Source organism: Sporosarcina sp. Marseille-Q4943 (assembly GCF_943736995.1).
GTDB lineage: Bacteria > Bacillota > Bacilli > Bacillales_A > Planococcaceae > Sporosarcina.
Genome location: NZ_CALSFT010000002.1, coordinates 92,166 through 117,007, shown reverse-complemented (window position 1 = coordinate 117,007; position 24,842 = coordinate 92,166). Strand labels below are relative to the sequence as shown.

Below are 24,842 nucleotides of genomic sequence, written 5' to 3'. Positions count from 1 at the left end.
TCTCACTGTGAAAGCCATTTGGATCGGGATCCTGTCATCTTTGTTTTTCGCGGTGACGTTCGTCTTGAACAGATCGATGGAGATTTCGGGAGGCAGCTGGTTATGGAGCGCCTCCCTCCGTTATTTTTTCATGGTTCCGTTTTTAATTGCCATCGTTGCTTATCGTAAAGGGCTTCGAGATACAGGCAAGGCAATGGCCACAAACCCCCTCCCCTTTTTCGGGTGGAGTGTCGTCGCATTCGTCCTCTTCTACGCCCCTTTAACCTTTTCGGCAGCGTATAGTCCTGGATGGTTGCTTGCCGGGACATGGCAATTGACGATTGTGGCAGGTGTTTTATTGGCCCCATTCTTTGTTATTGTCGTAAAGACCGGGAATGGTGAAAAGAAGATTCGACAAAAGATCCCGTTGATTTCATTAGCCATTTCATTAATCATTTTGGTTGGCGTCGTCCTGATTCAAATTCCGAATGCGAAAAGTGTCGATATGCGAACTTTGTCGCTCGGCATCTTTCCGGTGCTGATCGCCGCCTTTGCCTATCCATTAGGGAACCGGAAAATGATGGATTTATTGCAAGGCAGACTTGATACTTTCCAACGTGTCCTTGCAATGACGTTGATGACGATTCCGGTCTGGATTGGATTTGCTGTTTATGCGACGGTGACTGTCGGCTTGCCATCCGGGAATCAAGTGATCCAATCATTGATTGTTGCTGTCAGCTCGGGCGTCATAGCGACGACACTATTCTTCATGGCAACTGACCTTGTCCAGCATGACCAAGGCAAGCTCGCTGCCGTAGAGGCGACGCAATCGACCGAGCTCATTTTCGCGATGATCGGTGAAATGCTCATTTTACATATTGCGTTGCCCGGCCCGCTCTCACTTTTCGGAATCGCCGTCATCATTGTCGGCATGGGAATGCACAGTTATCATACTTCGATTGCAATGAAAAAAATGCCCGTTGCATAGGGCATTTTTTCTTTTATTCATACGTTCCGATAATCTCCACGGCTTCTTCTGCTAATGAAGTATCAACGGCTTTATCAAAATCAATATCGCCCAAGATAGCGCCGTTCGCTTTATACGTTTCATATTGTTTTTTAATGTCATCGACGAACATTTTACCGTTCGGATCGAGACCGGTGACATTCACTTTATCCCATAGCTCCGGATCTTTCAATGCGGTATGCTTCACCATGATATCAACAATCTCGTCTTTGCCTTCCCCTTTAAAGAACGCGTCGTTGTAGTCCCGGACACCCTTCAAATAGGCTGCCATGAAACGGAGTGAAATTTCTTCCTCACCCATGAATTTCGGGGAAGCGAGAACCATCGCAATCTGCGATTCCGGGGCATAATCGGTTGCATCTTTAAATCGGACGTGGAAGCCTTTTGCGACCCCTTGGGCAATGAGTGGTTCAATATTCAATGCTGCGTCGATCGTTCCTGCTTCTATCGCGCCAAGCATCGCACCAAAATCCGCGATATGGACATACTCGACGTCCTCCTCTGTCAATCCCGCATGTTTCAACATTTCCTCGTAAATATACCCATCAATCGAGTTTCTGGAAGAGACGGCAATCTTCTTTCCACGGAAATCAGGATAATCCTTAATTTCATCCACCATATGGTTGCCGATAACGAAAGTGAAATACGATTTACCTGGCATATTATGTCCTTTATCCGCAATGATCCGAACGTCGATGCCTTGCGCGATGGCGTTGAAGAATGATGCGGTCGAAACTCCTCCAGCTATATCGACTTCCCCAGCAGCAAGTGCCGGCAGCATGTCGTCACTATTGGCGAAATCAGCAAATTCCACTTCAATATTATAGTCCTCAAAATACCCTTTTTCCTTCGCGATGTAGAACCCTGCCCCAGAAGCCGCACCGTCTTCGGCAATCAACACCTTCACCCTTTTGTCTAGCGGCGCTAAATCCCCGGATGGCGGCTCAACGACTGAATCGACAGGCGGTGTTTCCACTTTCGTCTGCGGAGCGGGCTCTTTTTTGGCACATGCTCCAGCAAGTAAGAGCATGGCAGCCAAAATCATCATCCAACCATATTTGAACCCTTTCACCTTTTCTCCCCATTTCATCTATTCTCTTTCCTTGACCGTTGCACTTCATCTTGCAAATGTTTCCAAATGTCAACAAATTGCTCGGCGAGCTTCGGATCTTTCCGGATATCTTCTATTGTCCGAGGCCGCGGAGTGTCGATTCTGATTTGCTGTATGATCTTACCGGGCTGTGCACTCATGAGCAGGATTCGATCGCTCAGCAATAACGCTTCATCGATGCTATGCGTAATGAAAATGACTGTTTTTCTCGTCTCTGACCAGATAGAAAGTAATTCTTCCTGTAGGATGAATTTGTTCTGTTCATCGAGCGCGGCGAACGGCTCATCCATCAGCAGGATTTCCGGATCGTTTGCGAACGCACGGGCAATGCTCACCCGCTGTTTCATCCCCCCAGAAAGTTCTTTCGGATAAAGATGTGCAAACCGGTCAAGTCCCGTCTTTTGTAAGTAATAGTCCGTCCTCTCCTGAATGACATCCTTCGGCATTTTGCGCATTTTTAATCCGAAAGCGACATTTTCCTTCACAGTCAACCAGGGGATGACGCCCCTTTCCTGAAATACCATCGATTGGAGAGGGCGTCCTTCCTGTTCCGAACGGATTTCGAATTCACCGACGCTCGGCTGTTCGAGCCCCGCCAGTATACGCAGTAATGTTGTTTTACCACAGCCGCTCGGCCCGACAATGCAGACAAATTCCCCTTCTCCGATTGAAAGGGAAATATCGTCGAGCGCTGTCACACTTGATTGTTTTTTGTAAAATGCTTTCGTCAAATTCCTAATTTCGATTTTCGCTTTCTTCCTCACCCAATCACCTCCAAGGGAGCAACTTTTTCTGAAGACCGCGAAGCATCAAGGAGAAGAGATAGCCAAAAAATGAAATGAGGATGAGTCCGACAAACATTTCCTTCAACAGAAATGCCTTATACGATGTCCAGATTAAATATCCGATTCCCGAAGTCGCCCCCATCATTTCCGCAGCGACAATCGTCAACAAGGCGATTGCCTGCCCCATCTGAATCCCTTCCAGCATGACCGGCAATGCGCCAGGCAATGCAATTTTGAAAAAGAACTGCAGTTTACCTGCTCCATAATTATTCGCAACGTCCAAATAAATCCGATCGATGTTTAAGACGCCAGCCGCTGTATTGATGACGACCGGGAAAAACACACTTCCCGCAATCGTGACAACTTTCGACAGATCACCAATTCCAAAAAGGATGATGATAATCGGTAGCAACGCAAGCGTCGGAATCGGCATAAGCGCCATGACGATTGGCTGAACAAAATGCCGGATTGGCGAATAAAGCCCCATTAGCAAACCGATGACTACCCCGGGTATGACTCCCGCGAGGAAACCAACAAAAATCCGGTACAACGAAACCCCGATATGATCCGCCATCACCCCGCTCGCAATCATTTTGACAAATGTGTCTAAAATGGCGGAAGGCGGAGGGAAAAACCGGATATCCATTATCCCCGTTCTCGACATCACTTCCCACAACAACAACAGGAAGATTGGCGAAGCGATCGTCAATAGCTGCTTATATCGTTCTTTCGATTGTCTCTGCTTCCATTCCCGCTGTTCCACCTCATACGGATCGCGTCCAATAGTCGCCTTATCTTTTTTCAACGTTCACCACCTCTTCATAACAATAATATGTGTACGCCTATAGGTTTGGTTGGGCAAATGGCGCGGTTTTTAGCGAACGGGCGAGGTTTGGCGAGTGGGATGCGAGGGTTTGGACGCGGGATGGATTACTTTGGACGCGGAACGGCTTGCTTTGGACGCAAAAAAACACCCGCCGCGATTTCAACAGCCGATGCTTTTGTGTTTTATTACCTTATCCGCGCCAAGCGCTCATGCCGCCCCTCACGTTAGTTACATTCGTGAATCCCGACTTTTTTAAGATGCCCGTAGCTTGCGAACTGCGCATGCCACTCTGGCAAATAACGACAACTTCCTTAGTCTTATCGAGTTTATCCAACTTAGACTTCAACAAGTTCAAAGGGATATTCTTGAATTCATTGATATGGCGCCCTTTATATTCCGCAGGTGTTCGGACGTCGATGAATTGCTTCGACTTATCTTTCAACATCGGTTTCAATTCGTCGGTCGATATCGATTTTACACCTTTCGACGGCATCATTCGCCATGCAAAGAATGCGACAATTACTATGATGATGACCCATTCCATCGGTTTACACTCCTTATGTTAATCGTGTCTTATTATTGCACGTATACCCTTGGTGGTATTTTATTCACAAATAAAATATACCACCGCCGGTATAACGAATGCAACAATCTTGTTTATCACCGACTCGAATGAATTCATCACCGTTCGACACAGTTCAAATTGAAAGCAGTCCGCCAAATCAAAAAAGAGAAGCCACATTCGGCTCCTCCTCTTACTCTATCAATCCATACTCTTTTGCTTCATGCCATAATTCTTCCCTGAATTTCGGGTGTGCGATGTTAATTAATGCTTTCGCCCGCTCAGACAGCGACTTTCCGTGCAATCTGGCAATCCCATACTCCGTCACGATATTGTCCACATAGTTTTTCGAAGTCGTCACGACTGAACCCGGTGCCAAATGGAGTTTGATCCTGGAAATCGTATCGTCCTTCGCCGTTGAATGCATGCACACATACCCTTTGCCGTATTTCGACAATTGTGCACCTCTCGCAAAGTCGGCCTGTCCTCCGGTTGAAGAATAATATCTCCCCGCCACTGTTTCCGATGCACATTGCCCATACAAATCGACTTCCGTCGTCGCATTAATCGACACCATATGATCTTCTTTCGCAATTTCATATGCGTCATTTACGACGCTTACAGGCAAAAACACCACGGAAGGATTGTTATCGAGAAAGTCATACAGGCGTTGTGAACCGAAAGCGAACGTGGCAATAATCTTCCCTTTATTGGACGACTTTTTCATCCCATCCACTGCCCCAGCCTCAACTAGATCGACAATGCCGTCCGTCAGCATTTCCGTATGGATGCCTAAATGCCTGCGATCCTTCAGCATCTTCATGACTGCATTCGGGACAGCGCCGATGCCGATTTGCAGCGTATCGCCATCTTGGATGTCCTCCGTGATATACTCCGCGATTTTCTGATCATTCTCTGTAATCACCGGCGATACCTCTTCAGTCAACGGCAAATCATTTTCAATAAATCCGGCAATTTGACTAATATGGATTTGATTCGCTCCGAATGTGCGCGGCATATGCTTATTCACTTCCAAAACGAACGGAACTTCACCGATAAATTCTGCCGCGTAATCCGCGTTCGTACCAAGCGAAAAGTAGCCATGCTCGTCCATCGGCGAAGCAACTGCCATGACGATCGGCTTCTTCGTCGTTTTCCGAAGCAACCTATACACTTCTTGGAACACGTTAGGGATTAATTCAACATGACCTCCCCAATAGGCCTTCCTTGTCGCGCCGCTTAGAAAATACGAAATATGTGAGAGGTGACCTTTCATCTTACCATTTATATAATCACGATTTCGCAAAGCTAGCATTTGATGCACTTTGACGTTGTCCAACTTCTCATGATGCGCCTCAAGTACATCCAACAAACCGTGTGGCTCGCCATTCGCCAGAGGAATGATAATGTCCATCTCTTTATCAATTAGTTCGATGAACTCCAACGGACTCAAACGCTTTGTCATATGTCACACTTCCCTGCTGTTGTTTTATTCAGTATATTACAGACCGAGCGCTCGCTCAACTTGTTGAAAAGTGTGACAATACGTATAATAAAAATATGACAAAATTAACAAGCGATCAAATTAGGCAATTAAATAGTTATAGTGTTTACATTGATTTACCCAAGCACCCCTTGTTTACTCTTCAGGATCTTTTAGATGAGCAGAAGACAGAGGCTTGTTTAGTAGCCGTACAAACGGTGAGCAGTAGCCCAAATAAGACTGTCGCAGCTTCTTTTTTCATGCGTAGGTTAGGGATGTTTATTAATACGCAACTATACAATTTGGCTGTCTATGATGACATTTGGGACGGCAATGATGAGAGGCTTTCATTCGGAGCAATTGAGGAATACGGAAATCGGACCGTCAGTATATTTGCAAATGAATTGGACTGGTACCCTATTGATGATAACGAACGACAGGTAGTCATTCGGAGAATTCTTATGTTCGCGGACAAGGTCATCTGTCAACTACGCACTGTCGCCTCTATATCACCATTGACGCTATGGGAAAATATATTTGGTTTCTTATTATGGCAATATCATGTTCTGCTTTCAAACCCAGGAACGAGAGAAGAAGCTCAGTATGATTTCAACATCTTACGAGATGACCATACATGGAATGGAATTGCACCACGGTCACTATTCTCGACGTTTTTAAAAGGAAGAAAGCCATCCGATCTTTTAAACACGACAGTCCGGACGACATGCTGCTTATCGAAGGATGTGCCTGGTTTAATGCAATGCGGGTTTTGTCCGTTGAAATAATTAACCCGAGCGATACGCCAGAAAGCTCTGCTTTACGGAATAAAGGACGCCAATCGCTGCCCCGGAATAAAAAAAGCCCATGAAAATTCCTGCGGACAAATTGCCGCGGTGGCTGATAAAAATGGATAAGAGCAATGCAGCTATCGTCGCAACCGTGGACAGCCAGCTTGACCGCACGCCGAACAACCATTTGGCGGCCAACACAATTATCAAAACAACCGGAACTGCCCAAACTGCATCCCAAATGTTTGTGTGGATAATTGGATATTCATTCAGCATAAAATCAGTCCTTTTTAAGTAAGGATGTGCAATTCGCGCTATAATACACGAACATTGGAGGAATAAATGAAAGAGATCAAAGTCTCGGGAAACGTCATCGATGAGGAAACGAGATGTACACATTACCATTCAGAACTCGATATTATAGCGATTAAGTTTTATTGCTGCCAAACTTATTATCCTTGCTTTTCTTGCCACGAGGAATCAGGATGCGGCGATCATAAAGTATGGCCGAAAGATAATTTTAATGAATTGGCAGTGCTTTGTGGAAAATGTAAATATGAATTGACGGTTCATCAATACAAGAATAGCGGATATAAATGTCCTTCTTGCGAGGCAAAATTCAATTCCGGATGCGGGTTGCATTGGGAGTTGTATTTTGAAAGTAAAACGAAGTGAAAACTCAATAAATGAGTTCTCACTTTTTTATTTACAAAGAGCACAACAACTCTTGAGCTCCGAATACATTTTGTCGTCTTGTTCCCCAAGTAGTTGAATAGTATACTCGTAATGTATTAAAAATTTTAATAATTACATAAAGGGGGAATTCGACAATGTTTTCATCGACATGGGACCGGTTGTGGCATATGCATGATCAGGTGAAAGACCTGTTTCGTTTCTTTTTCCGTCCGGATTCGTCAGAGATGGCGTCCGGCGGCGGAGGCGGACAGAAGGTCGGTGTGGGAAATGAAGGCGGCGGGCGGGATCCGAGGAGCTATTCTCCTGCACAGTTGGTCGGGTTGGCGTTGGGACCGCTATTATTCTTTCTAACTCTATTATTTTTCAAGCCGGAAGGACTTTCACCGGAGGGTGTCGCCATCCTGGCTAGTACGTTGTGGATTGCAACGTGGTGGATTACGGAAGCGATTCCGATCCCGGTCACTTCGTTATTGCCGCTCGTGCTGTTTCCTTTATCGGGTGGAATGGAAGTGAAATCGACCGCTTCAGCATACGGGGATGAAACGATCTTTTTATTCATGGGAGGCTTCATGATTGCGCTTGCCATGGAAAAATGGAATTTGCATCGCCGGATCGCATTGACGATCATTTCCGCCATCGGAACGAATATGGACCGCATCATTTTAGGTTTCATGGTCGCGACCGGATTCCTCTCCATGTGGATTTCCAATACGGCGACAGCAATGATGATGGTGCCGATCGGACTAGCAATCATCTACCAAATTTCAGACGCGCTGAAGGATGACCCTTCCATCGACACGTCGAAAGAGAACTTCGGATTCGGCAAGGCTCTCATGTTGGGGATTGCTTATTCGGCTTCATTGGGCGGCATTGCAACATTGATTGGAACACCGCCGAATACATTGCTAGCAGGTGCAATCAATAAAATGTATGGCATCGAGCTGTCTTTCGCGAAATGGATGATGTTCGGTGTACCGCTTGCTTGGAGTTTCATATTAATCACTTGGTTCTATCTTGTGAAATTCGCTTATCCGTCAAAAATTAAGACGTTGCCTGGCGGACGAGGCATCATTGATACCGAAAAGCAGAAACTGGGCAAAGCTTCTACGGAAGAAAAAATTGTGCTGACCGTTTTTGTATTGGCCGCCTTCTCTTGGATTACTCGGACTTTCCTGCTTTCCAAGTTCATCGATGGGTTAAGTGATGGTGTTATCGCAATGCTGTTTGCCATTATTTTATTCATCATCCCGTCGGTCAATAAAAAAGGCGATCATCTATTAGATTGGAACACGGCTGTCAAATTGCCGTGGGGCATTCTCTTGCTATTTGGGGGCGGTCTTGCAATTGCAGCCGGATTCGTCAGCTCGGAACTGTCCGTTTGGATTGGATCGCAATTGTCAGGTTTGAGCGGCGTACATGTACTCGTCGTCATTATTATCGTTGCGACACTCGTCATCTTCTTGACGGAAATTACATCTAACACGGCAACAGCATCCATGATGTATCCAATCATGGCTTCACTTGCCGTCGCATTAGGATTCCATCCGTTCGCACTCATGATCGCTGCAGGCGTTGCCGCTTCTTGTGCATTCATGCTGCCGGTCGCCACTCCGCCGAACGCCGTCGTATTCGGTTCCGGCTATTTACGGATTCCCGATATGGCGAAGGCAGGATTTGCACTCAATATTATTGGTATTGTCCTTGTGACAGCTTCCATTTACTTCTTGCTGCCGCTGCTATGGGGAATCGATCTTACTACTATTCCAGAATCGTTTAAATGAATGAATTGAAAACAGGGCTAGCCGCATTTCTCCGGCTGCCCTGTTTTTATTCGTTTACGACCTCTTCGCTCGTCGATACCGGATCATCCCCACATAAGCTACCGGCAAGATCGCCGCGAGTGCAATGAGGCCGGCCCAGCCGAACGTCTCATATAGCGGGCTAAGCAACGTGCTACCCATCGCCACGCCGATGTAATAAGAAACTAAATAAAGGCTTGACGCACTGCCCTTATGATGGGTCGCTTCCTTGCTGACAGATGCCGCCGTCAAAGAATGGGCGGTGAAAAATCCTAAGCAGACAATACAGAGACCTATAATGATAAGGATGAGCGGTGAAAGTGCTGTCAGACCAATCCCAAAGGCTAGTAAAACAACCCCTGCAAACCTGACGTTGCGCAGACCGAACTTTCCCGCAAGCCACCCTGCGAGTGGAGCACCGACGACTCCAAACCCATACGCCAAATATAAGTATGAAATCGTTTCGAGTGAAAGGAAATACGGTGGATCAATTAGATGGAACGGTAAATATGTCCACACTCCTGTAAAAGATAATTGAAGGACGATTCCTAAACCGAATACGATGAGCAAAGCGGGATTTTTTAGATGAAAAACGATTCCCTTAATATCTTTCGCAAATGTCGTATCGGTCGGCACGAAATTCCTTGATTTCGGCAGTGTTAATAGCAGGATGATGAATAGAAACGTTCCGAAAATCGACAGTATGTATAAAGACATTTGCCATGAAGCCTGTTCGGCAATGAACCCCGTCATGAAACGGCCGATCATGCCTCCCAATCCATTAAAAGATATGTAGAGCGCCGTTGCGACACTTGTAAACTGCCTATGTATTTCCTCACTAATATACGCAAGCGCGGCAGCCGGCACGCCAGCGAGTGCAAACCCTTGCACGAACCGGAGGATGACGATGAGCAGGAATGAATCCGTATTTGCGATAATGAGAAATGGAATGACCGAGCCGATCAAGGAAAGGTATATGTATACATTCCGTCCGTTCCGATCCGAAAAGAAACCGAGTACAATGAGGCCGACAATGAGGCCAATCGTCGTCATCGACATTGCCGTACTTGCATATGAAACCGATATGCCGAATTCTGTCGTGAATAAAGGCAGGAGCGGTTGCATCGCGTACATCGAGGCAAAAATGAAAATAGAAGCGAATCCCAGGCCGATTACGATTTTCCAAAATTGAAGATTTCTTAACGTATAGCCGTCATGTTGCATCGTCCCACATCCAGTCGTCAGCCTATTTGTTCTTATTATATCATTTGAAATTTTTCATGCTTAAGGAAATGAAAAAGCCGGTATTGGCTTATTCCAATACCGGCAATCATTATAGTTACCCCTACACATTTTTCGTAGCGGCATGTTTGATTTTTCTTCGTTGCTCATAAATATTCCGTACAATGACTTTTCCGACCGCATACACTGGCACACCGACGATAATGCCAACGAAGCCGGCGATGTTGCCCGCTGCCAGGATGATTGTAATGACAGTGAGCGGGTGGATGTCTAGCGATTTGCCCATGACGTTCGGCGTGATGAGGTTGCTGTCAATTTGCTGGGCGACGAGCGTGACGATCGCGACACCAATGACAAGTTTAGGGCTATCCATATATGCAATGATGAGTGCCGGTGCGACAGCAATCCATGGCCCGATGAATGGCACCAAGTTCATGAAAAGCGCGAAAATCGCTAGCAATAATGCGTATTGCAGACCGAGGATCAAATACCCGACAAAAATGATAGCTGCCAATATTGCACTGATCAGAAACTGGCCCTGAATATAAGAGCGCAACACATTGTCGATGTCACTCAATGTCTTCTTCACCCAATCACGACGTTCGCCGCTGAAGAAGTTATAAATGAGGGGGGCGAATTTTTCATGATCCTTCAACATGAAGATGAAGAAGAATGGCACCAATACGAGCAGGAATATCGCTTGGAAAAAGGATTGCAAAAATTGGACGACCCATTTGCTGAAATTCACGGCAATCGTCTGAAGCGAATCCGCAGCACTGTCAATCGAATCCTGGAGTTTTTCCGGCAAATATTCTTTCTGTTGCGACAACATATCTCTCATGGCGTCGAAGTCCTTTGCCAAAGTCGGCGCATTTTCGACAAGATTATTCACCTGTTTCGTCACATGGGGTCCTATGATGGAAATGAAAATCCCAAGTACGAGGGCAAGACCCGCCAAGATGAACAAAATGCTACCCCAGCGCGGAATATTTCGATCTTCCAGGAAACGCTGGATCGGTTCAGTCATGTAATAGAGCACGCCGCCGAGCAGCAGCGGTAAAATGATCGCTTTAATAATAATGATGACCGGCGCAAATATGAAACTGATCTCCATGAAATATTTAATGATTAATATGGCAAGCAAAATGCCGACACCAACTTGGAACCAGAGCTTCTTCGTCAATTTCCCACGTCCTTTACCGTTCGATAACTAGTAAGTACAAGTATACGGTTTTTTACGTTTCGTGTCGAAAGAAGTTTCAATTTTATTGGTTACACTATCTTTTATTATTTTTATCCGTGGATTCGAAAAATAATTCCATTCCCTGCCGGATCTTCCGTCACAAATTGTCCTGCTCTTGATTCCACCGTTGCGCCAAGCCCTTCAATTCTTGCAATTGCAGCAGCCAACGTCTCTTCGTCAGGATAAACAAGTGTGTATGCTTTGAGTCCGGCACTTTCTTCGGATGGTCGAGGTGCGCCCGCTCCGTTCCACGTATTCAGTCCTAGGTGATGGTGATAATTTCCCGTCGACATGAACAAAGCTTGCGGGTAGTGAGTGACGACTCTGAACCCTAACGCTTCATAGAAAGCCTGCGTCTCGGGAAGGCTAGCGACGTGGAGATGGACGTGCCCCATGATCGTCCCTTCGGGTAAGCCGTTCCATTCTTCATTTCCACTTGCTTCAACAATTGCTCTTGCGTCAAGCGGATCGGTGCTCATCGCGACAAAATCATTTTGCCATTTCCAAGATTCCGGTTCCCGATCACGGTAGATTTCGATGCCATTTCCATCAGGGTCCGATAGGTACAACGCTTCGCTCACGAGGTGATCTGACGCCCCGAGAGGTATTTGGTTCTTCGAAAAATGTTTGATCGCTTTTCCAAGATCCGCTCGTGTCGGCAATAAAAGCGCGAAATGATAAAGCCCCGTGCGTCTCGGCTCTTTCGGAAGTATATGTTCCGGTTGTTCCAATACGAGCAACGGATTTTTGCCATCCGCTGTCAACACAATGCGGTTATCCTCCTTTTCCAACACGCGAAATCCGATCATTTCCGTATAGAAGCTTGTCAATTTGTCGAGGTCAGTCACTTTCAAAACGACTTCCCCTGTATATATTTGTGGTGGTTGATGAAAATTCATATTTTATTCCTCCCGGTAAGTTACTTACTTTATGTAACTAACTTTATATGCTATACTATGATTTGTCAACAAACAATGATTTTCACGTGAAAGGATTTTGGCATATGAATGAATTTGAACTTTGCCCACGCTTCGAAAAGGCTGTTTCGATCTTGAGCCAAAGATGGACTGCATTGATTTTATATCAGCTCATGTCTGGTCCACAGCGCTTCTGCACGATGACCGACAAATTGGGAGTAAGCGGAAAAACATTGACGGAACGGTTGAAGGATTTGGAGCAGCGCGGATACGTCGTCCGTGAAGTATACCCAGAAACACCGGTGCGTATCGAGTATTCATTGACGGAGAAAGGAAAATCTTTGACGCCGATTATGAAAGAGATTGAAGATTGGTCGAGGAAATGGATTACAGTCGAAGAATAGGAGGCTTGGAGCCCGTTTTAGGGCGGTGGGACCTCTCGCTTTGGACGCGGGAGCACCGACTTTGGATGCGGGACCGCACGCTTTGGGCGCGCTGCCCTTTATCAGCAAAAAGCCGATTGCTAACTAAGCAACCGGCTTTTCATCTATGTTCTCATTTATGGATGACGACCGTTGTCCCTATCAGCACTTCCTTGGATAGCGCCAGGACATCTTTGTTATGCATCCGGATACAGCCGCGTGACACGTTTTTCCCGATGGATGAAGGATTATTTGTTCCATGGATTCCATAATGGGGTTTAGACAGACCCATCCAATATGCGCCGAACGGACCGCCCGGGTTCAGCTGTTTGTTAATGATTTTAAATGTACCGATTGGCGTAGCCGTCACCATCCTCCCTACCGCAATCGGATACTTTTTAAGCAAGCGATCTCCATCAAATAGTTTTAACTCATGCTTTCCAACGGAGATGTCAATCCAACGCACCATTGCCTTCCCGCCTTCGCAGATGTCTTTGTTAGTATAAGATACGGAGGATGTTTATTACGGGCTGGGCTGATAATCGGAAATAGAAAAACGAGTCTGCATGCTAGACCCGTTGGAGATGTATATTTACTTTCATTCGCTAAATCGTATTTCGCTCGTTTTCCTTACATGCGAAAACCATCTCAACAATCCATTATGGTGATTGATGATTTGTTGGGCGGATAGGCTCCCGGAATTCCACGTACTATGTGCATCCGCAACCAACGTGACGTCATAGCCCATACTGAACGCTCTCCTGCACGTCGTATCTACGCAAATATCCGTTTGAATCCCAGCCAGGACGAGATGCTCAATCTTTCGTTGTTTCAGTTGCTCTTCAAAGTCCGTTTTGTGGAATGAATCCGGCGTTGTCTTTTGAATGATTGTATCCTGTTCAGCGGGCGCTAATTCAGGATGTATTTTCCACCCGAAACTCCCCTTTTCCAATGGTTGACCCACTGCTTCATTATGCTGAATGAAAAAGATTGGTGTTTTATTGGACCGGGCCTCGGCTAGTAGATCTTTGATGTTACGAATCAATACTTCCCCTTGATATACCGGATCTTCTTCCATAAACATTGCATTTTGAACGTCAATTACGACAAGTGCTGTCTTCTTCATTGTCCTTTCCCCCTTGAAAACTTGATGCCTTCTTGCAAATGAGAAATCCACGGGTGACCGGGCACGTGAATTTTAAATGCATTACAAAGCCATTGCTGGTCTTCATTACTTAACAGGTCCTTCACAGAAAGAAAATCAGCATGGTCCTTCTCTCGCGAATTTTTTGCTTTGTACAGAACGACGACAGCCGGATGCAAATAAGGAATGCCATCCTCGGTAATTAAGAAAAGTCTAGAGCTTGGAAACGTGATTGCCGGATCCCGTCTAAATATCCATTGGGCATTTTCCACTTCATTCAACAACACTTCCAAGCGCTCTCCCATTCGATTAACGCCGTGCAATTCATGGATCGGCAGCTCCAACATCTCCGATTGCCACGCAACGAGTTCACCGCGTACCGCTTTTTGAAAGGACCAATCAGCTAAGATGGTTTTTATCCTATGTTGGTCTTCCCGAAGAATGGCGATTTCGATGTCCGAGTGTTCCCGTGTTTTATTCCCAACAAAGAGATCGATCGCCCAACCACCCGCAATCCCCCAAGGACGATCATATCCTTCGATCCAGTCCACCACTTTTCGGCATGAGCGCAGCATGAATTCCCCCTTGTACTTTCACACTAAAAAGGAGCGACAATGTCACTCCTTTGAAAACCTCACTCTCATTTTATCCGAACATTACCACTCTAACAAACAGTTTTTACAATTTTCCAATATAAATTAGATTATCAATCCCTTGCGAATCAAATGAACCGTCCAATATGGTCTGTACATCTTTCAATGTATCCTGAAGATTAACTGATTGACCCTTTTGTCCGGTGTATTCTTCCGCTACATAGAACGGTTGGGTTAAATAGGCTTCCAAACGTTCTCCACGTTTATACGTCTGCACTTCGGATGGCGGTAGCTTCTCTTCTCCTCCTACGTTAACGAGTGAACGCAACTCCCGGTACCGTCGCAATAACTTTTGTGCTCTTTGTTGAATGAAAAAATGATTTTGATCCATATGTGACCCTTCGAGTACAGATGAAGTGGAGGCAATTGGGTTGACTGCAGGGTATCGGTGCCTTGCCGACAAGTCGGCGTCGAATTGCCAAAGCGTTTCAAGTGGCCCATATGGAAGTTCTTCATCCACTGCCTCTCCCGTTAAATCCAATAGGAAAGTCGTGACCTCGTCCATTCCAATTTGCTGTAAACGCTCTTGCAATTCGTAGATTCCACCAGCGACTACATGACTTTTATCCGCTGCAAACGCAATTTCCTTTTCATGGCCAAGGGCTGCCATTTTCTCATACGTTTCGTCAATGGTTTTCGTTGTAATGTCGACGTTTTCCAATATATCTTGGAGCTCAGGGTAATTTCCCTCGGGCATTAAGAGAAATGTTGTATAGCCTTCATGCTTCAACCGATAGAATAATTCACTCAGGACAACGAGTTGGCCCATTTGTTTCCGAGCGACTAGACCGACTGTCCCCCCTTTTGCCAACGGTGCGAATAAATCCAATACTTTGATCTTCGTTTCAATCATCTCAATCCTCTCCCCCCGGATTATCAATTCGTCCAAACTGCACCCCGCCAAATCCGCAAGTGCTACAAGCGTCCTCACTTCCGATTTACCAACTGAAATCTTTCCTGTACATAGATTCGAAACTGTCGCTGGCCGAAGACCGACTGATTTAGCTGCACTCGTCAAATTCGGTACTCTTCTCCTCAACAACGAAACATTCAACCGAAGATTATCTTTTTCCATATTTTTCACCCCTTACTTTGTATCGTAATTTATTTTATGCTGTAACGCAATAAAAAGTTACTCCACAAAGTAATTTATTTTACATATCGGGGGCTTCCCAACAGAACTCCCTATTATTAATAAAAATCCGGATAGAAATGACGAAGAAGGGAATCTTAACAATGATCCAAAATCCAATGTGAGGAAGGTGACGTTTTTATGAATAAAATGGCGATAGCAGCATTAGGGATCGGAGCGGCGTTTTTAATGAGAAATAAAAATGTCCGTGGCAAGCTGATGAAGCAGTTTGAATCGCTCGCAGAACCATTCACCTCAAGAAATGGATCATCCAATTCATAAAAATCTTTCTCACGGGAGAATCGGCATCCTTTTGGGTGCCGATTTTAATGTTGTTTAGACTCTTTCAAATCGGGAAAGTATCGTATAAGCAAAAAATTAGGAGGCAATGATGATGAATAAAAAAATGGCATTGGCCGCTCTAGGTTTAGGCGCAGCATATTTGATGAGAAACAAGGACGCTAGAAATAAATTATCGAAGCAGTTCGATTCATTCGGATCTACGCCGATGAGAGGCGATAAAAGCTCCCGCACTGCCCCTTCTTCCGGTCGGAATAAAGGATTGTTGGGCGGCATATTCGGTTGAGGAAAGTAAAATAAAGGAGAGTGTGCATGAATGGATGCACGCTCTCCTTTTATTCTTGTACCGCGACATTGCGTCTCTCCGTGTAGAGAACGATGAAGATGCTCGCCTCGTATAGCAAGATCATCGGAATGAGGACGATGAGCTGGCTGACGAAGTCGGGAGGCGTAATGAGCGCAGATAAAACTGCCAAAATAAGATACGACCACTTTCTCACTTTCCGTAATGTATCGGCGGTCAAAACACCGATTGCAGCTAGAAATAAGGCGACAATTGGCAGTTCGAACAGGAGTCCGATCGGCATCGTCGTCATGAGCAGGAACTTCGCATATTCCTGCGCGGACACCATCACTGTGAAGTTCATCGCACCTAATGATATAAGGAAACGGTAGCTCAATGGATTGACGACGAAATAGCCGAACGCCAATCCTGCTAGGAATAATAGGAACATGACGGGCGAATATAAGCTGAGAAACTGCCTTTCCTTCGGGTGCAGCCCCGGCTTCACGAATTGCCATAAAAAGTGGCAGAGGAATGGGAGCGACAATCCGAATGCCAAAGCGGTCGAGATGGACATATAAAACACGACGACTTCCATCGGTCCGAGGACAATCAGTTCGTGGCCTCTTGTAACAACCGGAAACCACAGATTAACAGTCGCAAATACACCGATGAAAAAAGTCACAAAGACGACTGCGCTTTTAATGAGCTGTTTGCGCAAATCGGTCAGGTGCTCGACTAGCGGAGGGTCTCCAACAATTGAATCTTCCGCTGCTTTCTCCGCCACTTCCTCTACGCCTTTTGCCGTTCCCTCATCTTTCACCGCTATCAGTTTTTCCGGCATGTCCTTTTTATCGAGCGGGCTTAAGACTTTCCTACGGTAATCACCATAAGGATCCATTTCTCCACCTACTTATGAATGATCCGTCTTATTCGGTAGTTCCTTCTTCACTTCATCTTCGTCCAAAATGTCACGTGCCGACTTCTTGAACTCCGCCAATGTCTTGCCGACCGCCGAACCGACTTCCGGCAACTTGCGCGGACCAAAAAGAATAAGGACGATCACTAAGATGATAATTAAGCCCGGTACGCCGATGCTCGCTAAACTCATGGTGACATTCTCCCTTCTATTATTTACGCCTTGGCGAAATTAAGCTAAGTTTTTTATGCATTTGTCTGCACTTCCTTAAACAAGAGAACCTCCCGTTTTGCTGTATTTCACAATGGCTTCCGATGTGCGATATGCCAATGCCCCGACCGTCCCCGTCGGGTTATATCCGCCGTTATGCGGGAAATTCCCTGCACCGACAACGAAGAGGTTCTCTGCGTCCCAATGTTGCAAGTATGTGTTGACAACACTGTTGCCGGGATCCGTGCCCATAATCGTTCCACCTGTATTATGTGTAGTTTGGTAAGGAACTATGTCATAATCGGAAATCGGATTTCCTGGAACCACCGTCTTCGCGCCCATCTCCTTCATAATTTCCGCAATCCGGTCCGTCAGATATTGATGCAATTTCCGGTCCTGTTCTGTAAAATTGTACGTCAGCTGCAAAAGCGGTACGCCATAGACATCCCGATAGTCAGGGTCGAGCGACATGAAGTTTTCCCGATGCGGCATGGAAGCCCCTTGTCCGCCAACTGATAACGTACGCGTATAATTTTCAATGGATGCCTTCTTGAACTCAGCTCCCCAGGCTGGCACGTCCGGTGGAATCGGATTCGTCTGGATCGGCCTGTATCCTGTCTGTACGATTGAAATACTCGCGCCATGGATGAAGTCGAGATCGGAATGATCAAAGCTGTCGCCATTGAAATCATCAATCGTCATGCCCAAGGCTCCTGCACCCATGAACACATTCATCTGCTCATCAAAGAATCCGGTTGCTCCCGGCAAAATTTGATATGCATAATTCTTCCCAAGAGTTCCTCTGCCTGTATCAGGATTGTATTGCTCTCCGATTTTGGACACCATAAGGAGTTTTGCATTGTTCATTACATAACTAGTCAGTACGACGACTTCGGCAGGCTGGATGAACTCCTCCCCTGATTCTGTATCGATATATCTGACACCCGTCACTTTGTTCCCCGACTTGAGCACCTCGACGACATTCGCATGAAACTGGACTTCAAAATTTCCCGTTTTCATGGCCGTTGGAATGACAGTGATCTCAGCGGACGACTTGGCGCCATATTCACAGCCGAAACGTTCGCAAAATGCGCAATACTGGCATTGACCGATTGCCTCGCCATCCGGGTTTGTGTATGCCTCTGACAGGTTTGCGGACGGTAGCATGTATGGGTGGTAGCCCAACGACGTAGTGGCATTTTCGAATTTCTTCAGAATTGGGGTCCTCTTCATCGGCGGCGTTGGAAAATCAGAAGAACGTTTCCCCCAGAACGGGTTTACATCTTCTCCCGATATGCCTGCCGTCTTTTCGTACTTGTCGAAATACGGCTCGAGTTCATCGTAAGTGACTCCCCAATCTTGAAGTAAGTAGTCTTTCGACAATTTATTCTTCCCGTACTTCTGCTCAGTCATTGTCTTAATTTCAAAGTCGTACGGCAGGAAGCGAAAAGTGTGGCCATTCCAGTGCGTTCCGGCACCGCCGAGCCCTTCCCCCAAGAGAAATGATCCCATTTGACGCATCGGGAGCGCCCTCATTTTACGATGGTTGCGGAATGTAATCGTTTCCTTTGATAAGTCTTGCATGAGCTCATAACGGATTGCATACCGGTATTCGTCATGCACCATCAAATAATCCGCAGTGCCCCTCGATTTTCCACGCTCTAATCCACGTACCTTCAATCCCGCCTTGGCGCACTCGGCAGCAATTATCCCTCCTGCCCAACCTACGCCGACTACTACTACATCAACCTTGTCCAATGTTTTAGCCATAATTCTTCCCTCCGTCAATGTTGCATGCTGCTGATTGATTTTGGTTCAATCTTTTGAAACTTCTCTTCTTCAATTACATTGATATATGCCATTTGGTGGCCAGGGAATCCTTTCATCCTCCAGCCATCCATATTCGCATTGCCGTTATAGATTGGATCGGCGTAAGCTCCATCCAACGTCGCTTGGCGAAGTAGCCGGAAGAAGAATTCCGAAGTAACTCCCTTCATTTCCACTTCGTTTTTTTGGAATGACGTGAGAATCTCGTCCATTTGGCCGCCATCCAGCTCGGCAAATCCTTTTTGATAGCGTTTCTGCGCCTCTTCTTCCATTCTTGCGATCCCTTGTCGAAAAATTTCCGCACGTGTCAACCTACTTTGATAGCCTTGCGTTGCTTCACCCGCGAAAAATGGGCCTTGCATATATTCGCGTGCGTTGCTGCCGTAATTTCCCGCCAACTGGTTATCTATGAAATAAGGAACGCCGAGACCGATTGCTCCGGGCCCAAGATCATCCTCTGGAAAAATCCGTTCAACAGCTTGGGAAAGTACATGGAAGTCCTGCTGATTTGTGAAGAACATCAACCCTTTGACTGATGACGCTTCATGTCCTCCTATGGCATTTGCATCATTTGTCGTTTTTCCGTCTTTTTTGGCGTTGTATCCAATTAGACCGCCAATCACTCCCCCGCCGACCAACGCTCCAGTTGCAATTCCTGTCGTTTTCAGGAAATCACGTCTCGATAATCCTTTTTGCTCGTTTGTCATATTTCATCCTCCTCCCGTAGTTAGTACAAAGCATGTCCGTTTTACCATTCATTTCATACAAATTCGTCAAACATTGTTCGAATGCGGTATATTATGATTAAATGGAATACTTTTGGAAGGAGTGTAGTATGAAACGGCTTGTATTATTGATCATCATCCTGTGTCTTGTTGGGTGTTCATCATCAACGGGCGAATGGGACAGCGGTATGTACACTGTGTCTAGAGTAGCAACAAATTTGGAATCCCCTTGGTCCATCGCTTCTGACGCACAAACATTCTTCATATCGGAACGGAACGGGACAATCGTGCGGATTGAAAAGGATGGAAAGATGACTCGGGAAGAAGTTATCCTATCGGAGCCATTATCGTCTGCAGCGGAAGCGGGGTTGTTAGGATTCGTCCTTCGTAAGGACTTCAGTGAATCTTCTCTTGCCTATGCCTACTACACGTACGACCTTGACGGGCGGCCTGTCAATCGGATTGTGACACTGTTCCGCGAAGGTGGGGAATGGCACGAGAAAGAGATACTACTGGATCATATTGAATCGGGGCGTGTCCATCATGGAGGGCGGCTTGCGCTATCTCCTGATGAGACTCTTTTTGCTACGATTGGTGACGGAGCGTCCCCTGAAAATGCTCAAAATCCTCGTTCATTTAACGGAAAGATTGTGAAACTACAGGAGGATGGCAGTTTCAGTATTGTCAGTTTGGGTCATCGGAATCCACAAGGACTGGCATGGAATTCAGCAGGAGAACTTTATTCATCGGAACATGGACAATCTGCAAACGATGAAATCAACATGATTGAGCAAGGCGGGAACTATGGGTGGCCGGAAATCGAAGGGAATGAGAGCAAGGAAGGCATGCGATCCCCTTTGCTTACTTCCGGGGCAAACGAAACGTGGGCGCCGTCCGGTATGACATTTCACAACGGTTTGCTATATGTCGCGGCACTTAGAGGGGAAGCCATTTTAGTCATTGACTCAAGAGAGATGAGGATTGCAGGAAAAATCGAAGGCTACGGCCGTATACGAGATGTCTATTCGGACGGGGAGTCACTTTACTTCATTTCCAATAACACGGACGGACGGGGGACTCCTTCCGAATTTGACGACGTTTTGTATAGACTAACGGTTATCAATAAAATAATATATGAGGAAAAGTAGAAGATTCTAAATGGCCAGGAAAGACGTCTCCCGCGAAATGGGAGCCATTCTGGCCATTTTCGTTTATTACAGACAGCGTTGATTCATTCTTCAAATCCTAGTATAGGAATACGGTCTTCCAAGATTGTAACTTCGCCGACCGGAAGATCAATTCGAAACCCATCTTTGCCGTAAGGGCTGACAGCAACTTTCTTTTGGGCAAAAGGGTTATTCGTCACAAACGTCACCATGCCGGTCTCCTTCTCAAAGCTCTCCACCGCAAAGCGATAACCTGACAGCATGGCATATGGGAACACTTCGTAGGCGTCTTCCAACTCTTCCATATCCACTTCCTTGAATAAATGACCACTCGTGCCCATTTCAACAAATCCAATTTCCTTATCTTCCGGACTCCCAGACTGCAAATAATAGTTACGTCGTTGGGATACGATGGGATATTCTTTACCGTTCCAAACTGCAAAACGACCTTTTCTTATCATTCCATCTCCTCCAAGAAATGCATATGTATACATCTATTATATAAAGCACTCAAATACGAAAACAGGTAAGTTTATCCAAAGTTTCGACATAATTTTTAAGGACTTTCCCCTCTTGCCACGTTGGAATTTTGGGCTGACCAAGTCTATACGTTTGTCTTTTTTCCCTATGGGGTATTGAAAAACTACTACTCTTCGAGGAGGTTTTATTATGAAAGAACGAGGATACTCTGAAAAGTTGAAAGGTGCCGTAAATAAAGTCAAAGGTGAAGCAAAAGACCAATTCGGCAATGCTACGGACGATGCAATGCTGCAGGCGGAAGGTAAATTGGATAAATTGAAAGGCGAAGCACAACAGGAAGTCGGTGAATTCAAAGATCGTTTCGGCAACTATAAGAATGAGCGCCGCTGAGCGTTGAGAAAAGGTGGGCTGTCTCCGAGGAGGCAGCCTTCCCTTCATTATAAATTGTCGGTGTTGAGCCGCGGGACTGTTCCAGCATTGTCATCCCTTGGCTGCAAGATGTCGTCACCTGATAAAACTTCACCGCTGTCCGTCATTTGTGCCCTACTATCCCTCTCCGTATCTTCACCCTCTCTAGCTTCTACGTCTTCGCGCCTACCGACATATCTCTTCTCCATGTAAACACTCCTTTTTCATTTGTTTTCATTACTCTACCCCTACACTGAACTGAAAACACATATTAGTGCCATGAAGGCTATGTTTAGTCTCTAGAAATCATGTGAATAGAATAATAACAGAAAGGAAGTGCTTTCATGAAAAAAAAGAAACCATTTACGGAAGAAGATCGGAAAGACGCCAAAGGCCCTTTCATGGACAACCCGGAAAACTTGCCGACTGACAAGGAAAGCATCTATGATATGCACGAAGATATGCAAAACGTCGATTCGATCCCGTTGGAGGATGTAAGATTGGAAGAACATGAAGAAGAGCATCACCGTGAAACGAAAAGCAGTTCTTCCAGCGAAGAAAAATATAAGTAAACGTGAAAAAGTAGAGGTGGGTTAAAAACTCCAAGCCTCTACTTTTTTCATTCGTGTCGTCCCCTGTCGATATTCCCCGGGAAATGTCAGATATTGATCAGACGAGTGTCTTGGCTGCATTCCTTTTAGCCATATACATACCAAATAGGACAAGCAAAGCGATGAGGGCGACTGTAAGCCCGACACTCATCCAATAGGCTGATTGCTCTGCGAATGTGCCGAATGCATTCGGCGCATATGCGCTTAATTTCCATGGTGACACTGTCCAGTACGTGCCGACTACGCCGTCTATGATTTGGAAAACGATCAAGACTAAGATGGAAAGCCCTGCAACCGCTCCTGTTGGCAACCAAGCGCTTAACGCAAGGACAACAGTCACAGCAAAAACCAACCACAAACTATAAATCCCTACAAACGCAAAGACTTCCCCTGCTGCCACCGAATTGAACAGAATGCGGATATAATACCATGCCGCCAAAAAACCTAACCAAACACTCCCTAATACAATCCCATTGACGACAATCCATTTACTGAGGAAATATTGACCGAATGACATGGGTCGCACGTATAGAAGCGTTGCTGTTCCGTTTTTCCGCTCACCTGAAATGGAACCCATGAAAGCTAGGATGATGACAAGGATGCCGATCATCTGGTATTGGCTCATCAATGAGACGAAAATGTCTTCCCCTCGGAATTCCGGCCAGGCGAATTCCGATCCCTCAGGCAAGTTGCCGATACTTTTCATAATTTCGGGAAGGTAATGGTTCGTAATCGGTTCAAGAGCCCCAAAGATGATAAAAACTATTGGGATCCAATACAATTTGAAACTACGAATGTTTTCACGCCATTCCTTGCGCAATAATACATTGAGGTTGCTCATTCCTCCATCACCACTTTCATGAAGATCTCTTCCAAACTTGCAGTCTGCAATTCCACCTTCCGAATATGGAGGGATTCCTTATGCAGCAACGCGATGACTTCAGGTGTGCCAACACTTTCATTCAGAGCGTCAATGGATACTTGTTTCTTCTCTTTTTCAGCTGCCCATGGTGAAATAGCGGTAAACCTCTCCACTTCCTCGACCGACTGGAACTCAATTAGAATACGGGGATTAGCGTATTTTTCACGGATCGTCTCAAGCGACCCATTTTCGACAAGGACACCTTTTCGCAAGAATAACAGCTGGTCTGTCATCTCTTCCGCGTCATTCAATATATGAGTCGAGTATAAAATTGTCGTTTTCTGTTGAAGCTCCTTTAATAAATTCATCACTTGCCGCCGCCCGACCGGGTCAAGCGCCGATACAGGCTCATCTAACAATAACAGTTCCGGTTCATGGACAATCGCCTGTGCCAAACCAAGCCGTTGTTTCATCCCTCCTGAAAATGTTCCCGTTCTTTTCTTCATCGCGTCACCTAGGCCGACAAATTCGAGAGTCTTTTTAGCTTCGGACAACGCTTGCCTCTTTTCGACGCCACTCAACACCGCAGCCATCTCCGTAAATTCAAGTGCCGTCAGCCAAGGGAAGAACTTCGGGTATTGAGGAAGGTATCCGATGGAGGCCCGGATATCCGGTTTTGGTTTTCCTCGGAATAAAATGGTTCCGCTCGTCGGGGTGACAAGACCTGCAAGCATGGACAAGGTTGTCGTCTTCCCTGCCCCATTCGGCCCGATTAATGCAGTCGACGTGCCTTCCGCCAATTCGAATGTGATCGAATCCGCAGCTTTGTGACTCCCATAAATCTTCAAAAGTTCGCTCACTTGCAGCAATTGCGTCATGCTTGCTTCCTCCCGAAGATAAAATACAAAATCGGCCCAATGAGACCGAGGAGCAATATGATGAAAATCCACATGATGAATGGCCCATTCGTCCGTTGATGACGGATGACATCAACTAAAGCGACAACCATCAGGATCAATTGAAGTACAAGTACCGGTAAAATGAGGCTCCAAGGTATGCTTGCTAGCTCAGACATGAACGACACAACCTCTCTTTTTGTTATAGATATAATATAACACACTTGTTATACGTTGTATATAACAAGTTAATGTTTTTTCAAATAAAATACATTTCTTTCAATTATGGGCGGCTTGCTTTGTGAGCACCCCCATGCAGGTCGCCTCCCCGTCCGGATTCTTCCTG

The 24,842-nt window shown here is 45.9% G+C and carries 32 protein-coding genes; 10 read left to right on the top strand and 22 right to left on the bottom strand.

Features of this window, described 5'->3' with window-relative positions; translation table 11 throughout:
* Positions 1-7 precede the first annotated feature (7 nt).
* On the top strand, positions 8-967 hold the full coding sequence (locus tag NIT04_RS00625) for a multidrug resistance efflux transporter family protein (protein ID WP_252501680.1): 960 nt from the start codon (positions 8-10) through the stop codon (positions 965-967).
* 13 nt (positions 968-980) lie between these two features.
* On the opposite strand, the gene NIT04_RS00620 is transcribed toward NIT04_RS00625, so the two are convergent.
* The 5 genes from NIT04_RS00620 to NIT04_RS00600 form a co-directional block, all read right to left on the bottom strand.
* On the bottom strand, positions 981-2,096 hold the full coding sequence (locus NIT04_RS00620) for an ABC transporter substrate-binding protein (RefSeq protein ID WP_252501679.1): 1,116 nt from the start codon (positions 2,094-2,096) through the stop codon (positions 981-983).
* Positions 2,093-2,881 (bottom strand): ABC transporter ATP-binding protein, encoded by a 789-nt coding sequence (locus NIT04_RS00615; RefSeq protein ID WP_252501678.1) that lies wholly within the window; start codon positions 2,879-2,881, stop codon positions 2,093-2,095. Before NIT04_RS00615 ends, NIT04_RS00620 begins: the two co-directional genes overlap by 4 nt.
* Positions 2,882-2,885: 4 nt before the next feature.
* Positions 2,886-3,707, bottom strand: a complete 822-nt coding sequence (locus tag NIT04_RS00610; RefSeq protein ID WP_252501677.1) for an ABC transporter permease — start codon at positions 3,705-3,707, stop codon at positions 2,886-2,888.
* Positions 3,708-3,918: 211 nt separating this feature from the next.
* Complete coding sequence (locus NIT04_RS00605) at positions 3,919-4,272, bottom strand: rhodanese-like domain-containing protein (protein ID WP_252501676.1); 354 nt, start codon at positions 4,270-4,272, stop codon at positions 3,919-3,921.
* A 211-nt stretch (positions 4,273-4,483) separates the two neighbouring features.
* Positions 4,484-5,755, bottom strand: coding sequence for an acetyl-CoA hydrolase/transferase family protein (locus NIT04_RS00600; protein WP_252501675.1), 1,272 nt, complete (start codon positions 5,753-5,755; stop codon positions 4,484-4,486).
* 293 nt (positions 5,756-6,048) lie between these two features.
* On the opposite strand from NIT04_RS00600, the gene NIT04_RS00595 reads away from it, so the two are divergent.
* Positions 6,049-6,558: a hypothetical protein gene (locus tag NIT04_RS00595; RefSeq protein WP_252501674.1), complete on the top strand. Its 510-nt coding sequence runs from the start codon at positions 6,049-6,051 to the stop codon at positions 6,556-6,558.
* Here NIT04_RS00595 and NIT04_RS00590 read toward each other — a convergent pair whose 3' ends face one another.
* Positions 6,559-6,837 (bottom strand): hypothetical protein, encoded by a 279-nt coding sequence (locus NIT04_RS00590; RefSeq protein WP_252501673.1) that lies wholly within the window; start codon positions 6,835-6,837, stop codon positions 6,559-6,561.
* A gap of 66 nt (positions 6,838-6,903) precedes the next feature.
* Between NIT04_RS00590 and NIT04_RS00585 the strand changes: the two genes are divergently transcribed.
* On the top strand, positions 6,904-7,236 hold the full coding sequence (locus NIT04_RS00585) for a CHY zinc finger protein (RefSeq protein ID WP_252501672.1): 333 nt from the start codon (positions 6,904-6,906) through the stop codon (positions 7,234-7,236).
* Positions 7,237-7,391: 155 nt separating this feature from the next.
* Positions 7,392-9,038, top strand: a complete 1,647-nt coding sequence (locus NIT04_RS00580) for a DASS family sodium-coupled anion symporter (protein ID WP_252501671.1) — start codon at positions 7,392-7,394, stop codon at positions 9,036-9,038.
* Between the two features lie 54 nt (positions 9,039-9,092).
* On the opposite strand, the gene NIT04_RS00575 is transcribed toward NIT04_RS00580, so the two are convergent.
* From NIT04_RS00575 to NIT04_RS00565, 3 genes are all read right to left on the bottom strand, one after another.
* Positions 9,093-10,280 carry an MFS transporter gene (locus tag NIT04_RS00575; protein ID WP_252501670.1) on the bottom strand — a complete coding sequence of 396 codons (1,188 nt, stop codon included), beginning with the start codon at positions 10,278-10,280 and terminating at the stop codon, positions 9,093-9,095.
* A gap of 121 nt (positions 10,281-10,401) precedes the next feature.
* Positions 10,402-11,481, bottom strand: coding sequence for an AI-2E family transporter (locus NIT04_RS00570; RefSeq protein WP_252501669.1), 1,080 nt, complete (start codon positions 11,479-11,481; stop codon positions 10,402-10,404).
* 110 nt (positions 11,482-11,591) lie between these two features.
* Positions 11,592-12,440 (bottom strand): VOC family protein, encoded by an 849-nt coding sequence (locus NIT04_RS00565; protein ID WP_252501668.1) that lies wholly within the window; start codon positions 12,438-12,440, stop codon positions 11,592-11,594.
* 104 nt (positions 12,441-12,544) lie between these two features.
* Here NIT04_RS00565 and NIT04_RS00560 point away from each other — a divergent pair, with 104 nt between their 5' ends.
* Positions 12,545-12,862, top strand: coding sequence for a helix-turn-helix domain-containing protein (locus tag NIT04_RS00560; protein WP_252501667.1), 318 nt, complete (start codon positions 12,545-12,547; stop codon positions 12,860-12,862).
* A gap of 151 nt (positions 12,863-13,013) precedes the next feature.
* Here the strand turns inward: NIT04_RS00560 and NIT04_RS00555 are convergent, their stop codons facing one another.
* From NIT04_RS00555 to NIT04_RS00540, 4 genes are all read right to left on the bottom strand, one after another.
* The gene (locus NIT04_RS00555; protein ID WP_252501666.1) at positions 13,014-13,349 is read right to left on the bottom strand and encodes a L,D-transpeptidase; all 336 of its coding nucleotides are present in this window, start codon (positions 13,347-13,349) and stop codon (positions 13,014-13,016) included.
* Positions 13,350-13,478: 129 nt separating this feature from the next.
* Positions 13,479-14,006, bottom strand: a complete 528-nt coding sequence (locus NIT04_RS00550; RefSeq protein WP_252501665.1) for a cysteine hydrolase family protein — start codon at positions 14,004-14,006, stop codon at positions 13,479-13,481.
* The gene (locus NIT04_RS00545; protein WP_252501664.1) at positions 14,003-14,599 is read right to left on the bottom strand and encodes a nucleotidyltransferase domain-containing protein; all 597 of its coding nucleotides are present in this window, start codon (positions 14,597-14,599) and stop codon (positions 14,003-14,005) included. The genes NIT04_RS00550 and NIT04_RS00545 overlap by 4 nt, the downstream gene beginning before the upstream one ends.
* Before the next feature lie 103 nt (positions 14,600-14,702).
* Positions 14,703-15,752, bottom strand: a complete 1,050-nt coding sequence (locus NIT04_RS00540; RefSeq protein ID WP_252501663.1) for a hypothetical protein — start codon at positions 15,750-15,752, stop codon at positions 14,703-14,705.
* 198 nt (positions 15,753-15,950) lie between these two features.
* Between NIT04_RS00540 and NIT04_RS00535 the strand changes: the two genes are divergently transcribed.
* On the top strand, positions 15,951-16,091 hold the full coding sequence (locus NIT04_RS00535; RefSeq protein WP_252501662.1) for a hypothetical protein: 141 nt from the start codon (positions 15,951-15,953) through the stop codon (positions 16,089-16,091).
* A 112-nt stretch (positions 16,092-16,203) separates the two neighbouring features.
* Positions 16,204-16,395: a hypothetical protein gene (locus NIT04_RS00530; protein ID WP_252501661.1), complete on the top strand. Its 192-nt coding sequence runs from the start codon at positions 16,204-16,206 to the stop codon at positions 16,393-16,395.
* Between the two features lie 49 nt (positions 16,396-16,444).
* Here NIT04_RS00530 and tatC read toward each other — a convergent pair whose 3' ends face one another.
* The 4 genes from tatC to NIT04_RS00510 form a co-directional block, all read right to left on the bottom strand.
* The gene (gene tatC, locus NIT04_RS00525) at positions 16,445-17,293 is read right to left on the bottom strand and encodes a twin-arginine translocase subunit TatC (RefSeq protein ID WP_252501660.1); all 849 of its coding nucleotides are present in this window, start codon (positions 17,291-17,293) and stop codon (positions 16,445-16,447) included.
* 12 nt (positions 17,294-17,305) lie between these two features.
* Positions 17,306-17,503 carry a twin-arginine translocase TatA/TatE family subunit gene (gene tatA, locus NIT04_RS00520; protein WP_252501659.1) on the bottom strand — a complete coding sequence of 66 codons (198 nt, stop codon included), beginning with the start codon at positions 17,501-17,503 and terminating at the stop codon, positions 17,306-17,308.
* Positions 17,504-17,578: 75 nt separating this feature from the next.
* Positions 17,579-19,291 carry a GMC family oxidoreductase gene (locus NIT04_RS00515; RefSeq protein ID WP_252501658.1) on the bottom strand — a complete coding sequence of 571 codons (1,713 nt, stop codon included), beginning with the start codon at positions 19,289-19,291 and terminating at the stop codon, positions 17,579-17,581.
* 14 nt (positions 19,292-19,305) lie between these two features.
* On the bottom strand, positions 19,306-20,055 hold the full coding sequence (locus tag NIT04_RS00510) for a gluconate 2-dehydrogenase subunit 3 family protein (protein WP_252501657.1): 750 nt from the start codon (positions 20,053-20,055) through the stop codon (positions 19,306-19,308).
* A 128-nt stretch (positions 20,056-20,183) separates the two neighbouring features.
* Between NIT04_RS00510 and NIT04_RS00505 the strand changes: the two genes are divergently transcribed.
* Positions 20,184-21,221: a sorbosone dehydrogenase family protein gene (locus tag NIT04_RS00505; protein WP_252501656.1), complete on the top strand. Its 1,038-nt coding sequence runs from the start codon at positions 20,184-20,186 to the stop codon at positions 21,219-21,221.
* Between the two features lie 83 nt (positions 21,222-21,304).
* On the opposite strand, the gene NIT04_RS00500 is transcribed toward NIT04_RS00505, so the two are convergent.
* A complete protein-coding gene (locus NIT04_RS00500) occupies positions 21,305-21,700 on the bottom strand; it encodes a hypothetical protein (protein ID WP_252501655.1) in 396 nt (131 codons plus the stop codon).
* 208 nt (positions 21,701-21,908) lie between these two features.
* Here NIT04_RS00500 and NIT04_RS00495 point away from each other — a divergent pair, with 208 nt between their 5' ends.
* Positions 21,909-22,109: a CsbD family protein gene (locus NIT04_RS00495; protein WP_252501654.1), complete on the top strand. Its 201-nt coding sequence runs from the start codon at positions 21,909-21,911 to the stop codon at positions 22,107-22,109.
* Positions 22,110-22,156: 47 nt separating this feature from the next.
* On the opposite strand, the gene NIT04_RS00490 is transcribed toward NIT04_RS00495, so the two are convergent.
* Positions 22,157-22,336 (bottom strand): hypothetical protein, encoded by a 180-nt coding sequence (locus tag NIT04_RS00490; protein ID WP_252501653.1) that lies wholly within the window; start codon positions 22,334-22,336, stop codon positions 22,157-22,159.
* A gap of 135 nt (positions 22,337-22,471) precedes the next feature.
* Here NIT04_RS00490 and NIT04_RS00485 point away from each other — a divergent pair, with 135 nt between their 5' ends.
* Positions 22,472-22,699 (top strand): hypothetical protein, encoded by a 228-nt coding sequence (locus NIT04_RS00485; protein WP_252501652.1) that lies wholly within the window; start codon positions 22,472-22,474, stop codon positions 22,697-22,699.
* A gap of 97 nt (positions 22,700-22,796) precedes the next feature.
* Here NIT04_RS00485 and NIT04_RS00480 read toward each other — a convergent pair whose 3' ends face one another.
* Genes NIT04_RS00480 through NIT04_RS00470 form a run of 3 tightly spaced genes read right to left on the bottom strand, consistent with a single transcriptional unit; the run spans position 22,797 to position 24,675 of the window.
* A complete protein-coding gene (locus tag NIT04_RS00480; protein WP_252501651.1) occupies positions 22,797-23,579 on the bottom strand; it encodes an ABC transporter permease in 783 nt (260 codons plus the stop codon).
* Positions 23,576-24,478, bottom strand: a complete 903-nt coding sequence (locus tag NIT04_RS00475) for an ABC transporter ATP-binding protein (protein WP_252501650.1) — start codon at positions 24,476-24,478, stop codon at positions 23,576-23,578. The genes NIT04_RS00480 and NIT04_RS00475 overlap by 4 nt, the downstream gene beginning before the upstream one ends.
* A complete protein-coding gene (locus NIT04_RS00470) occupies positions 24,475-24,675 on the bottom strand; it encodes a PLDc N-terminal domain-containing protein (RefSeq protein ID WP_252501649.1) in 201 nt (66 codons plus the stop codon). The genes NIT04_RS00475 and NIT04_RS00470 overlap by 4 nt, the downstream gene beginning before the upstream one ends.
* Positions 24,676-24,842 lie beyond the last annotated feature (167 nt).

Coding starts and splice junctions, on each gene's coding strand:
- NIT04_RS00620 (WP_252501679.1), bottom strand. CDS start 2,096: ATGAAATGGGGAGAAAAGGTGAAAGGGTTCAAATATGGTTGGATGATG.
- NIT04_RS00605 (WP_252501676.1), bottom strand. CDS start 4,272: ATGGAATGGGTCATCATCATAGTAATTGTCGCATTCTTTGCATGGCGA.
- NIT04_RS00600 (WP_252501675.1), bottom strand. CDS start 5,755: ATGACAAAGCGTTTGAGTCCGTTGGAGTTCATCGAACTAATTGATAAA.
- NIT04_RS00595 (WP_252501674.1), top strand. CDS start 6,049: ATGTTTATTAATACGCAACTATACAATTTGGCTGTCTATGATGACATT.
- NIT04_RS00590 (WP_252501673.1), bottom strand. CDS start 6,837: ATGCTGAATGAATATCCAATTATCCACACAAACATTTGGGATGCAGTT.
- NIT04_RS00585 (WP_252501672.1), top strand. CDS start 6,904: ATGAAAGAGATCAAAGTCTCGGGAAACGTCATCGATGAGGAAACGAGA.
- NIT04_RS00580 (WP_252501671.1), top strand. CDS start 7,392: ATGTTTTCATCGACATGGGACCGGTTGTGGCATATGCATGATCAGGTG.
- NIT04_RS00575 (WP_252501670.1), bottom strand. CDS start 10,280: ATGCAACATGACGGCTATACGTTAAGAAATCTTCAATTTTGGAAAATC.
- NIT04_RS00565 (WP_252501668.1), bottom strand. CDS start 12,440: ATGAATTTTCATCAACCACCACAAATATATACAGGGGAAGTCGTTTTG.
- NIT04_RS00560 (WP_252501667.1), top strand. CDS start 12,545: ATGAATGAATTTGAACTTTGCCCACGCTTCGAAAAGGCTGTTTCGATC.
- NIT04_RS00555 (WP_252501666.1), bottom strand. CDS start 13,349: ATGGTGCGTTGGATTGACATCTCCGTTGGAAAGCATGAGTTAAAACTA.
- NIT04_RS00550 (WP_252501665.1), bottom strand. CDS start 14,006: ATGAAGAAGACAGCACTTGTCGTAATTGACGTTCAAAATGCAATGTTT.
- NIT04_RS00545 (WP_252501664.1), bottom strand. CDS start 14,599: ATGCTGCGCTCATGCCGAAAAGTGGTGGACTGGATCGAAGGATATGAT.
- NIT04_RS00540 (WP_252501663.1), bottom strand. CDS start 15,752: ATGGAAAAAGATAATCTTCGGTTGAATGTTTCGTTGTTGAGGAGAAGA.
- NIT04_RS00535 (WP_252501662.1), top strand. CDS start 15,951: ATGAATAAAATGGCGATAGCAGCATTAGGGATCGGAGCGGCGTTTTTA.
- NIT04_RS00530 (WP_252501661.1), top strand. CDS start 16,204: ATGAATAAAAAAATGGCATTGGCCGCTCTAGGTTTAGGCGCAGCATAT.
- tatC (WP_252501660.1), bottom strand. CDS start 17,293: ATGGATCCTTATGGTGATTACCGTAGGAAAGTCTTAAGCCCGCTCGAT.
- tatA (WP_252501659.1), bottom strand. CDS start 17,503: ATGAGTTTAGCGAGCATCGGCGTACCGGGCTTAATTATCATCTTAGTG.
- NIT04_RS00515 (WP_252501658.1), bottom strand. CDS start 19,291: ATGGCTAAAACATTGGACAAGGTTGATGTAGTAGTAGTCGGCGTAGGT.
- NIT04_RS00510 (WP_252501657.1), bottom strand. CDS start 20,055: ATGACAAACGAGCAAAAAGGATTATCGAGACGTGATTTCCTGAAAACG.
- NIT04_RS00505 (WP_252501656.1), top strand. CDS start 20,184: ATGAAACGGCTTGTATTATTGATCATCATCCTGTGTCTTGTTGGGTGT.
- NIT04_RS00500 (WP_252501655.1), bottom strand. CDS start 21,700: ATGATAAGAAAAGGTCGTTTTGCAGTTTGGAACGGTAAAGAATATCCC.
- NIT04_RS00495 (WP_252501654.1), top strand. CDS start 21,909: ATGAAAGAACGAGGATACTCTGAAAAGTTGAAAGGTGCCGTAAATAAA.
- NIT04_RS00490 (WP_252501653.1), bottom strand. CDS start 22,336: ATGGAGAAGAGATATGTCGGTAGGCGCGAAGACGTAGAAGCTAGAGAG.
- NIT04_RS00485 (WP_252501652.1), top strand. CDS start 22,472: ATGAAAAAAAAGAAACCATTTACGGAAGAAGATCGGAAAGACGCCAAA.
- NIT04_RS00480 (WP_252501651.1), bottom strand. CDS start 23,579: ATGAGCAACCTCAATGTATTATTGCGCAAGGAATGGCGTGAAAACATT.
- NIT04_RS00475 (WP_252501650.1), bottom strand. CDS start 24,478: ATGACGCAATTGCTGCAAGTGAGCGAACTTTTGAAGATTTATGGGAGT.
- NIT04_RS00470 (WP_252501649.1), bottom strand. CDS start 24,675: ATGTCTGAGCTAGCAAGCATACCTTGGAGCCTCATTTTACCGGTACTT.